The 11,794-nt window shown below is 44.8% G+C and carries 6 protein-coding genes; all 6 read left to right on the top strand.

The genetic code is table 11. The features are described 5' to 3' along the window. Positions 1-172 precede the first annotated feature (172 nt). The 6 genes from ACIGG7_RS12655 to addA all read left to right on the top strand — a co-directional run bounded on the left by ACIGG7_RS12655 (position 173) and on the right by addA (position 11,732). Positions 173-1,297 (top strand): endonuclease, encoded by a 1,125-nt coding sequence (locus ACIGG7_RS12655; RefSeq protein WP_397550051.1) that lies wholly within the window; start codon positions 173-175, stop codon positions 1,295-1,297. Positions 1,298-1,423: 126 nt separating this feature from the next. After that, positions 1,424-2,926 carry a class I adenylate-forming enzyme family protein gene (locus ACIGG7_RS12650; RefSeq protein ID WP_397549936.1) on the top strand — a complete coding sequence of 501 codons (1,503 nt, stop codon included), beginning with the start codon at positions 1,424-1,426 and terminating at the stop codon, positions 2,924-2,926. 35 nt (positions 2,927-2,961) lie between these two features. Beyond that, positions 2,962-3,495 carry a GNAT family N-acetyltransferase gene (locus ACIGG7_RS12645; protein WP_224941596.1) on the top strand — a complete coding sequence of 178 codons (534 nt, stop codon included), beginning with the start codon at positions 2,962-2,964 and terminating at the stop codon, positions 3,493-3,495. Positions 3,496-3,781: 286 nt separating this feature from the next. Beyond that, positions 3,782-4,168 (top strand): VOC family protein, encoded by a 387-nt coding sequence (locus ACIGG7_RS12640; protein WP_397549935.1) that lies wholly within the window; start codon positions 3,782-3,784, stop codon positions 4,166-4,168. 324 nt (positions 4,169-4,492) lie between these two features. Beyond that, entirely contained in the window at positions 4,493-7,975 is a 3,483-nt protein-coding gene (gene addB, locus ACIGG7_RS12635; RefSeq protein WP_397549934.1) for a helicase-exonuclease AddAB subunit AddB, read from the top strand. Beyond that, positions 7,968-11,732, top strand: coding sequence for a helicase-exonuclease AddAB subunit AddA (gene addA / locus ACIGG7_RS12630; RefSeq protein WP_397549933.1), 3,765 nt, complete (start codon positions 7,968-7,970; stop codon positions 11,730-11,732). The genes addB and addA overlap by 8 nt, the downstream gene beginning before the upstream one ends. Positions 11,733-11,794 lie beyond the last annotated feature (62 nt).

Raw genomic sequence — 11,794 nt, 5'->3', positions numbered from 1 at the left:
TTCACAAATGCTGTGAAATTTGGCTCATTTTTCCTTATTTACACAAAATTAAACCTATTATGACAATGGGTGTTGTACGCTAAATGTGTAATACATTTTAAGGAGGCGAAGCAGTTTGAAGTTTGTACACAAAAAAGTGTTAGGGATTTTTGCTATTGTATTTCTCTTTACGATTGCGTGCAGTCAAGTATCTCCGAGTCAAATGAGTGCTGCGGGAAGTGGGACGTGGAGTTCTCCTTATACAGTGGATCAAGCAATATCCAACCAAAATGGTTCCACTCAGTCGGTTGAAGGGTATGTGGTCGGTCAGCCAACCTCAACAACATCCGTTATCACAAATAACTTTCCAAACGATTATGCATTGGCACTAGCTGCTTCACCATCAGAGGCTAATGCAGACCAAATGGTGTATGTCCAAATTCCATCTTCCTACCGTTCAACCTTTGGATTGCAAAGTAACCCGGGACTAATGGGTGAAAAAATCAAGGTAACAGGCAGTTTGACAGCCTACTTTTCCCATCCGGGAGTAAAGTCGACGTCTGCGTTCGAATCAGTGGAAGGCGGTGGAACCGATCCGACAGATCCTCCATCAGACCCATCGGATCCTCCGGCTTATGAAGAATACTACAATGGAGCGGAAGGGAAAACCGGTGATGCCTTGAAAACAGCTTTACATAACATCATTGATGATCATCAAACCCTTTCTTATGACGCTGTATGGGAAGCTTTGCGCAATACGGATGAAGATCCAAACAACTCAAATAATGTCATCCTTCTATACTCCGGCAGATCACAATCGAAAACGACAAACGGAGGCGGAGTGAACGATTGGAACCGTGAGCACGTATGGGCGAAATCTCACGGAGATTTCGGGACGGCCCAGGGGCCGGGTACGGACCTTCATCATTTACGGCCGACGGATGTGACAGTCAACTCCACAAGAGGAAACCTGGACTTCGACAATGGCGGGACCGAGCATAGCGAAGCCCCGGGGAACTACTATGATAGCGACTCTTGGGAGCCTCGTGATGAAGTGAAAGGTGATGTTGCTCGAATGATTTTCTACATGGATGTCCGTTATGAGGGAGACAGCGGCGAGGTAGATTTAGAATTGAACAATAATGTAAACAACGGAAGTGCCCCTTATATGGGCAAAATGTCTGTACTTCTGCAGTGGAATGAGCAAGATCCCGTCGATGAAAGGGAAATCCGCAGAAATAACATCATATATGAACAATATCAAGGAAATCGAAATCCATTCATCGATCACCCTGAGTGGGCGGAAATGATTTGGTAAAGAGTTTGGGCCTGGAGTCTTCCAGGTCTTTTTTTTGTAGCCGGAATCCTGATAGAGCGGTCCTGTAACTCATTTGTAACCAATATCTCCTATGATGAAACCAACCATTCCAAGGAGGAGATGAATATGGAAAGAGTCACAGATTGGTTGCAGAAGCGATCAATGATCTCTCCTGATCAAATTGCGTTAATGAATGCCGCTACGAACGAGATGATCGGTTACCGCACTTTAGATGAACGGGCGTCTAAGTGGGCTCAATATATGCAGGATAAAGGGATCGTGAAAGGAGATCGGGTGGTGTACCTGGCCAGAAATCATACGGTGTGCTTCGAAATCCTATTTGCGTGTGGAAAGATCGGGGCTGTATTTGTTCCCTTGAATTGGCGATTATCCCCTTCAGAGATAGGGGCGATTACAGAAAATTGTACCCCGAAGCTCATCCTTTATAAAGAAAATCTTCATCCCCTTATCACACAAGTTCCTAGAGGCTGTTTGAAGAGTTGTATAGACGAAATCACGATGGAAGTATACTCCGGGAATAATAAAGGATTATCCCAGGATCTACTCTCTCCCTCGGATCCATGGTTGATGATTTATACAGGTGGTACGACGGGGAGCCCAAAGGGAGTTGTCCTTTCCCATCGTTCGGTGACGGCCAATGCAATGAATACTGTGGTAAGCTGGAATCTGACAAAGGATGATTGTACTTTGACCTACTTACCAACCTTTCATACGGGAGGGTTAAATGCATTATCCCTTCCCCTTCTGATGATCGGTGGAAAGGTAGTGATCGCTGAACGGTTTGTTCCAGAACAGGCGATTCAGGCTCTGAATGAATTTGGATGCAGCATTGTACTGCTTGTCCCAACAATGTACCACTTACTTCTCGAAAGAGAGGAATTCAAATATACCCCCTTTCCTAAAATGAAAGTGTTTCTATCAGGAGGCGCGCCTTGTCCTGGGAAGGTGTATGAATTCTTCAACGAAAAGAAGATCCCATTTAAAGAAGGATATGGATTGACAGAGGCAGGTCCCAATAATTTCTATATCGATCCATCACGTATGAAAAAGGGGTCAGTTGGAAAAGCGATGATGCTAAACCGGGTAAAGGTCGTGGATGATGCCGGAAATCCTGTTGAACAGGGTGAAGTGGGAGAATTGTTATTAGGTGGAGACCATTTGTTTAAAGAGTATTGGCAAAAACCTGAACAAACACAAGAGGTGTTAAAAGACGGATGGCTTCATACCGGAGACCTGGCAAAGTATGATGAAGACGAAGATTATTATATCGTTGGACGGAAGAAAGACATGATCATATCAGGCGGGGAAAATATCTATCCTTTGGAGATTGAACATTGGTTAACTGAGCATCCGGAAATTTCTGAGTGTGCAGTGATCGGTTTGCCTCATGAAAAATGGGGGGAGGTCGTAACGGCATTCATTTCTGTACGTAATGGACAGCGTTTATCAATTGAAGATGTGGAGACATATTGTTTACAGAAATTCGGAAAATTCAAGGTTCCCAAAGACTATCATTTTATAAACGAACTTCCGAAAACCGATGTGGGCAAAGTCAATAAACAAGAGCTGACGAAACGATTTCAGGGAGCAATAAAGGAAAAGGGATGAATACCCTCGAAATACATATGTCGAGGTGAAAACGGATGAAACGTTTATTGACAGGCAAGAGAATCTATTTAACAGGATTTCAGGAAGAAGATGTGAAGAGCATCAGGGAGTGGGGACTGAATGAAGAAGTGCAGAGATTATTCGATGCCCTTCCCCACAGGCCAAAATCAGAGGAAGAGATCAAGAAATGGATGAATCCGGGAGAGAATGCCTTTCGTTTTGCGATCCGTCTGAAGGACGATGGAAGGATCATCGGTTTTGTAGAATTGGACGGCATTCTCTGGACCCATCGAGTGGGATGGGTCAGCATCTTGATCGGAGACGAAAAGTCATGGGGAAGTGGAATCGGCAGAGAAGCAATGGAATGTCTTCTCGCATACGCCTTTCACGAGTTGAATTTATACCGTATTCAATTGACGGTATTTTCGTATAATGAGAGGGCGATCCGATTATATGAATCACTTGGGTTCATGAAAGAAGGAAGTTACCGTCAATTCCTTCAGAGAGATGGAAAGAGGTATGACATGTTTTTATTTGGGTTATTAGCGGATGAATGGAAGGAAGGATGAGGAGGTCCTTCTTTTTTTGGCGTGGGGAGAAAGAGAGGGTGGTGGGATCGAGCGCTCAGTCGATTTCCTTTATTTGTTAAATGACGCAAATACCGTTCAGAATGACGCATAAAACGAAAAAACGACGCAATAAAAAATATAATGACGCAAATATAGAAAAAATGACGCAATTCCCACCCGAAATGACGCAATAAGCTCCCCATCCACATGGTCAAACATTAGAAATCTATCGAACGACTTTTCTTTTTTATAAAAACGGTCGATCGTCACAAAAGGAGCGATATTAATGAACATTTCAGGCTTTAACCATCTGACAATCAACACTAGAAGTCTAGAAGACTCACTCCCCTTTTACATAGAAATCCTGCAGGCTTCCCTCATACATAAAGGACGAAAGGATGTGTATCTGGAATGGGGACCGGTATGGATCTGTCTTCAGGAAAAAGAGGATCTCGCTACGTCCGCGGGCTATGGAATCCATCATGTCGCTTTCAGCATCGATGAGGAAGGATTCCATGAGGCTGTTCATCTGCTGAAGGAGAAGGGGGTGCAGATCGTAAGGGGACCTTTAAAGAGAGGCAGAGGATGGAGTATCAATTTCCTTACTCCCGACAATGTCCAATTCGAGCTGCACACATCGAATCTACAGGAAAGGATGGAGGTCTGGCAATAATTGCCGATCTCCTACCTCCTCAGACCACGATACACCGTCCCTTCCCAAGCAATGAAAAAGATAATCAAAGTACCTGCCAGAAAAACTTCACTTTAAGCAATGAAAATATATAGCAATATGCCTTCACAATAAGACCAGCAGAATTTCTGTTGCATTCATGAAAAAATGCCTTATTTTTTAAAAAACAATGTGTAGATGTTCCAAATATTTTCAATCAAGATTGAGACAGGAAAGATTTCTACTTGTGTACTATAATGAACCTATACAAAAATTCATATGGCCCATGGGTTAGAATAGATAGAGTATGAGAAAAGGAGTGAGAGGATGGCTGTACGTTTTATTCTCGGACGCTCCGGTACGGGGAAAACCTACCATATATTGAATGAGATGAAAAGGAGCTTGCAGGAAGCCCCGAATGGCGATCCCATCATCTATATCGTACCGGACCAAATGTCCTTTATATCGGAATATGAGCTCGTGAACACACCGGGATTGAACGGAATGATCCGGGGGCAAGTGTTCAGCTTCACACGCCTTGCGTGGAAGGTTCTCCAGGAAACGGGAGGAATGAGCCGTTATCATTTATCTGAAGTCGGATTGAACATGATGATCCGCAAGATTATAGAAGAAAACAAGGAAGATCTTCATATTTTCAACAAGGCCTCGGACAAGCCGGGTTTCATTCATCATGTTGAAGCGATTGTCAAAGAATTTAAACGGTATTGTATATCTCCCTCCGACCTGCACGGGTTTGAGGGTGACAATGAACGGTCCAACGCATTGAAGGACAAACTTCATGACCTTGAGTTGATTTACGAGAAGTTCGAGGAAAGGCTTCTCGGGAAATACATCGATTCAGAAGATTATTTTCAGTTGCTTTCAGATCATGTGAAAAATTCAGATCTTCTGAAGAAGGCAGAGATTTACATAGACGGATTCCATAGTTTCACGCCGCAGGAATATCTCATCATCGATCAGCTTATTCAGCATACAAAAAAAGTAACGGTTGCCCTTACAACGGATCCGGAACAGTTGATGGGTGCTATGAACGAATTGAGCCTGTATCGTATGACGAATGAAACGTATCATACCCTTCAGGATATATGCAGAGGGGCAGGGCAGACGGTGGAAGAAGAGATGATGACAAAGCCAATTCGCTATCAGAGTGAAACCCTGCTTCATTTAGAGCGTCATTTTGAAGAGCGGCCGACCATCCCTTTTGATAGAGGAAGTGGGACCATTGAATTCCTGGAAGCTTCCAACCGCCGGGCAGAGATAGAAGGTGTGGCCAGGGAAATCAGGAAGCTTGCACGGGAAGAAGGGTTCCGATACAAGGATATGGCTGTCTTGGTACGAAACAGCCAGGAATACCGTGATAAAGTCGAAACGATTTTTCAAGATTATGCGATCCCGTTTTTCCTAGATCAGAAGCGGACGATGTTAAATCATCCTCTCATTGAGCTTATTCGGTCTACACTGGAGATCATGAACACGAACTGGAGATATGAACCAGTCTTCAGGGCAGTAAAAACGGACCTTTTGTTCCCTTATCAGAAGAACCCCACAGACTTGCGTGAAAAAATGGACCGACTTGAGAACTATGTGCTGGCTTACGGGATAAAGGGGGACCGGTGGACGAAAAAGGATCGTTGGAAATACCGTCGTTTCCGGGGGCTTGAGCATGTGGATGCACCACAGACCGATCGTGAAAGAGAACTGGAGCATGAGATCAATGAGCTGCGATTATTTATTTCCGCACCAATCATCCGTTTTGGTAAAAGACTAAAGAAGCGGGCCACTGGCAGGGAGTTCTGTGAGGCTCTATATTTGTATCTCGAAGAGTTGGATATACCTGAAAAGCTTGAACGGATGCGTATTGAAGCAGAAGAGAAGGGGAATTTGATCGCAGCGAGGGAACATGATCAGGCATGGTCAGCAGTAATGGATCTTCTCGATCAATATGTAGAAATGCTCGGTGATGAAACAACCACCATGAAGAAATTCTCCTCCATTCTAGATGCGGGGATTGAAACGATGGAATTCTCATTAGTTCCGCCGGCCATTGATCAGGTCATTATTGCGGACTTGGAAAAATCCAGGCTTGGCGATATTAAAGCTGCGTTCATCATTGGAGTGAATGACGGGGTCCTTCCAGCGAAAATGAATGAAGAAGGTGTCCTGTCTGAAGAAGACCGAGAGTCGCTGATCCATAGAGGATTCAAGATCGCGCCGAGCAACAGGACGAAGCTATTGGATGAGGAGTTTGTGGCATATAAAGCCTTCACGACTCCAAGTGAGCGACTGTTCGTCAGCTATCCGATCGCCAATGAAGAAGGGAAGGCGCTTCTACCTTCATCTTTCATCAAACGATTGAACGAAATGTTCCCGGAAGCGGGTACAAAGCTTCTCATCAATGAACCATCGGAATTAACAGAAGAAGAACAGCTTCATTACGTCTGCCATCCGAATGTGACAATCTCCCATTTGACGTCCCAGCTGCAGTTAAAGAAAAGGGACTATCCCATTTATGATTTCTGGTGGGATGTGTATAACTTCTATACAACGTCCAATGATTGGAAATGGCATTCCGGGCATATCTTATCGAGCCTCTTTTACGAAAATCGTGGACAACAACTGTCTGAGGATACGAGCAAAGAGTTGTATGGGGATCATATTCTGGCGAGTGTATCACGGATGGAGTTGTTTCACAGCTGCCCGTTCTCTCATTTTGCGAGCCACGGGTTGAAGCTGAGAGAGCGGGATTTCTTCAAGCTGGAAGCACCGGATATCGGTGAAATGTTCCATTCAGCTTTAAAATGGATATCGGAAGAAGTGGAGCGTCATGGTCTGACGTGGGCATCCCTCTCCAAATCACAGTGTCTGCAGTTGGCGAAGGAAGCAGTACTCATGCTCGCTCCGAAACTTCAGCACCAGATCCTATTAAGCTCAAACCGGCATTATTATATTGCTCAGAAGCTTGAGCAAATCATCAGCCGGGCCAGTCTTATCCTCAGTGAACACGCGAAGGCGAGCGGGTTTGTGCCTGTCGGGGTGGAGCTTGGATTCGGACCACATGCAACACTTCCACCGTTTCAGTTCCAACTGAGAAATGGGACGAAGATGGAGCTGCAGGGGAGGATCGACCGTGTGGATAAAGCAGAAGATCCGAACGGGGTGTATCTCAGAATCGTCGATTACAAATCGAGTGCAAGGGATCTGGATATGACGGAAGTATACTACGGATTGGCCCTTCAAATGCTGACGTATTTGGACATTGTCTTAACGAATTCGAAACAATTCGTCGGGAAGGAAGCGAAGCCTGCCGGCGTCCTTTATTTCCACGTTCATAATCCGATGATCAATAGCAAAAAGATCCTGACGATGGATCAGATCGAAAATGAAATTTTTAAAAGCTTTAAAATGAAGGGGCTTGTGTTAGGAGATTCAGAGATCGTCCGATTGATGGACCAAACCCTCGATACCGGGAATTCAGATATCATCTCAGCCGGGATCAAGAAGGATGGATCGTTGACTTCTCGATCAAAAGCGGCTTCAAATGAAGATTTTCATTATATGCGTCAACATGTCAGAAAGCTCTATGAAGCTTCAGGGAACCGCATCATCTCAGGTGAGACGGAGATTGCTCCCTATAAGCTGAAGGACCGGACTCCGTGCCAGTTCTGTTCATTCCGATCCGTCTGTCAATTTGATCAGTCGTTGGAGGAAAACGACTATAGAGTGCTGCCGACAGCCAAACCGGAAGATTTATTACGGAAAGTGAGAGAGGAGGTAGAATCCAATGAGTAATGACAGAATTCCAAGCAAGCCAGATCATGTAACGTGGACCGACGACCAATGGAAGGCGATTTGGGCGAAGGGCCAGGATATTCTTGTTGCAGCAGCTGCAGGATCGGGTAAGACCGCTGTTCTGGTGGAGAGGATCATTCAGAAGATCGTTGCAGAAGAAGAAAGAATGGACGTGGACGAATTATTGGTTGTTACCTTTACCAATGCTTCTGCCGCAGAAATGAGGCACCGGATTGGGGTTGCGCTGGAAAAAGCGATTGATGAGGATCCCCATTCCCATCATTTAAGAAAACAGTTGAGCTTACTGAATCGGGCATCCATTTCTACTCTTCACTCCTTCTGTCTTGAAGTAATACGCAAATATTACTACCTCATCGATATCGATCCTGGTTTCAGGATCGCGGATGAAACAGAAGGAGACCTAATCCGAGATGAGGTCCTGGATGAACTGTTTGAAGAGGAATACGGCAAAGAGGATAATCATGCCTTCTTTAAGCTTGTCGATACGTTCACGAACGATCGAAGTGATGGGGCACTGCAGGATATGATCAGGAAACTGTATGATTTTTCCCGTTCTCATCCAAACCCAGATGAATGGCTATTAGGGCTGGAAGAGATGTATGAATTGGATGAAGGAGTGGAAATTGATCAGCTTGCCTTTATCCAACCATTGCTGACCGATATACGGCTACAGCTTCATGGAGCCAAACGATTATTTCAACGAGCGTTGGAACTCACCAGAGTGCCTGGGGGACCTGGCCCTAGAGCAGAGAATTTCCTCAGTGATATAGAGATTGTTGAGAGTCTTGAAAGGAGTCTTACTACTTCTTGGGATCACTTATATGAAACCATTCAAACCTTACCATTTACAAAGTTAAAGGCTTGTCGAGGGGATGACTTCAATAAGGACATCGTGGATGAAGCCAAGAAGCTTCGTGATCAGGGGAAGAAAACGGTAGAGAAGCTTCAGGAGGATTTTTTCTCTAGAAGACCCGGAACATTCCTGGAAGATATGAGGAAGATGAAGGGTGTGATTCACACTCTAGCGGAAGTAGTGGTGGAGTTCGGCAGACGTTTCAGACAAGTGAAAGAAGAGAAAGGGCTCGTTGACTTTGCCGATTTAGAGCACTTCTGTCTCGACATATTGAGAGACCCTTCATATGATGATTTGGTTCCTTCAGAGGCTGCAAAACAATATAAAAAGAAGTTTAAAGAAGTACTGGTGGACGAATATCAGGATACGAATATGGTTCAGGAATCCATTCTTCTTCTCATCACAGAAGAACGCGAAGAAGTTGGAAACAGATTTATGGTTGGGGATGTTAAGCAATCGATCTACCGCTTCCGACTGGCTGAACCGAATCTGTTTTTAGGAAAGTATACACGGTTCCTTCCAGTCAGTGGAGAATCAGGATTGAAAATCGATCTATCCCAAAATTTCAGAAGCCGGAAAGAAGTATTGGAAGGGACGAACTTTATATTTAAACAAATCATGGGAACGTCTGTAGGTGAGATGGAATATAACCGGGAAGCAGAGCTTGTAAAGGGTGCACCTTATCCAGAAGAGAAGGAATTTCCCATTGAAGTGGCCATCATCAACCAGGAAACCGAGGATTCTTCATCCGGTAGTGAGGAAGAAAACCTATCCATTTTTGACGAAGGCGATATTGAGAAATCCGTTCTTGAAGCCCGTTACATGGCAAATAAAGTAAAACAAATGATCGAGGGACGTACACCGATCTACGATGCCAAGACGAAAACGGAACGTCCGATACAGTACCGTGATGTTGTCATCCTGCTACGCTCTATGCCTTGGGCGGCGGAAATCATGGAAGAATTCAAACGGCAGGGTATCCCGATTTATGCGAATTTATCTACAGGGTATTTTGAAGCGACAGAGATCGCCATTATGCTTTCTCTGTTGAAAGTGATTGATAATCCGTACCAGGATATTCCCCTTGCTTCGGTTCTCAGATCCCCCATTGTAGGACTGGATGAACAAGGTCTTGCCAGTGTCCGGATCCATTCAAGGGCGGGAAATTATTATGAAGCGTTAAAGAGGTTTGCCAGCGAGAAACCGGGCAATCCGAGAGAAGAAGAGACTTTTGAAAAGGTGAAAGTGTTCCTATATCACCTCGAGAATTGGCGGACGAAGGCACGTCAGGGTTCCGTGACAGAATTGATCTGGCAGCTCTACCGCGATACCCGTTTCTATGATTATGTAGGGGGAATGGCTGGAGGGAAGCAGCGTCAGGCTAATCTCAGAGCACTATATGACCGGGCCCGTCAATATGAAGAGACTTCCTTCAGGGGATTATTCCGTTTCCTGCGTTTCATTGACAGGATGAGGGAACGGGGGGATGATCTGGGTGTAGCAAGAGCCTTGAGTGAACAGGAGGATGTGGTGCGTTTAATGACCATCCACTCAAGCAAAGGACTTGAGTTCCCCATTGTGTTTGTCGCCGGCACTTCTAAGCAATTCAACCTTATGGACTTGAATGCAGCATACTTATTAGATAAAGATCTTGGTTTGGCTGTGAAATATACCGATTCGGATAAACGGATCAGTTATCCATCCCTCCCACAATTGGCGTTCAAGCGAAAGAAACGGATGGAGGCAATCTCTGAGGAGATGAGGGTGCTGTACGTAGCATTGACCCGTGCCAAGGAGAAATTATTCCTGGTCGGCACTGTGAAGAGTCTGGAGAAGTCGCTTGAAAAATGGAGGGGCGCTTTAAGTCAGACTGAATGGTTATTATCTGATTACGACCGGGCCGCTGCGAGTTCCTATCTTGATTGGATAGGTCCGTCCCTCATGCGTCATCCACATGGCAAAGAGTTGGGGGGAGAAGTGTCGGAGGGAAGCGGAATCAATGAGGAGATCCTGAGCCATCCTTCCCGCTTTCAAATCACGAAGATTGATAAGTCAGAGCTCATTGCAGAAGATGAAGAGTCTTTAAGTGTGGATGATAATTGGAAAGAACTCGTGAGGACTGGTGCAGCGGTGGAACTGGAGTCCGTCCATAAAGAAGAAGTCTTACACCGACTGTCCTGGAAGTACCCTCATTTACGTGCAACGAATCTTCGTTCGAAGCAATCTGTCTCAGAGCTGAAGAGGATGTTTGAAATAAGAGACGAAGCGTCAAGTATCGATATTCTGAGACGCCATCATAAACCTGTCTATAATCGCCCTCAATTCATGCAGTCGAAAGAGTTGTCCCCAGCCGAAAAGGGAACGGCCATGCATACGGTCATGCAGCATATTTCTTTCGAAGATGGGGAACCGACGGAAGAGAAGGTGGAGTATCTTTTATCAACCCTTGTTCATAAAGAAATTCTGACGGAAGAGCAAAAATGTTCCATCTCGGTAGATAATATCATCGGATTTTTTAGAACTGGGATTGGTCAGCGAATGATTAAGGCTCACAATATACAACGGGAAATTCCATTCAGTATGAGTGTCCCCCTTAGTGAAATTTCAGAAACGGGAGAGGGAGCCCCTGAAGAAACGATCCTTGTACAAGGTGTCATTGACTGTGTATTCAGAGATGAGTCGGGAATCGTCTTATTGGATTATAAAACCGACGGTATCCATGATCGTTATCAGGGCGGCTTTTCTGAAGCTAGGCCGGTATTAATGGAAAGGTATAAAGTCCAAATTGAGTTATATACCCGAGCATTAGAATCTATCTGGAAGGAACCTGTATCAGAAAAGTACCTATACTTCTTTGATGGAGGGCATGTACTGGAATTATAAGCGGAAACACTTCAAAGCCATGCTTTGAAGTGTTTTTTTAAGAGATGAGGGAAAACCTATAC

The organism is Rossellomorea sp. NPDC077527, assembly GCF_044542955.1.
Lineage (GTDB): Bacteria > Bacillota > Bacilli > Bacillales > Bacillaceae_B > Rossellomorea > Rossellomorea aquimaris_E.
This window is presented reverse-complemented; position numbering and strand designations above follow the sequence as displayed.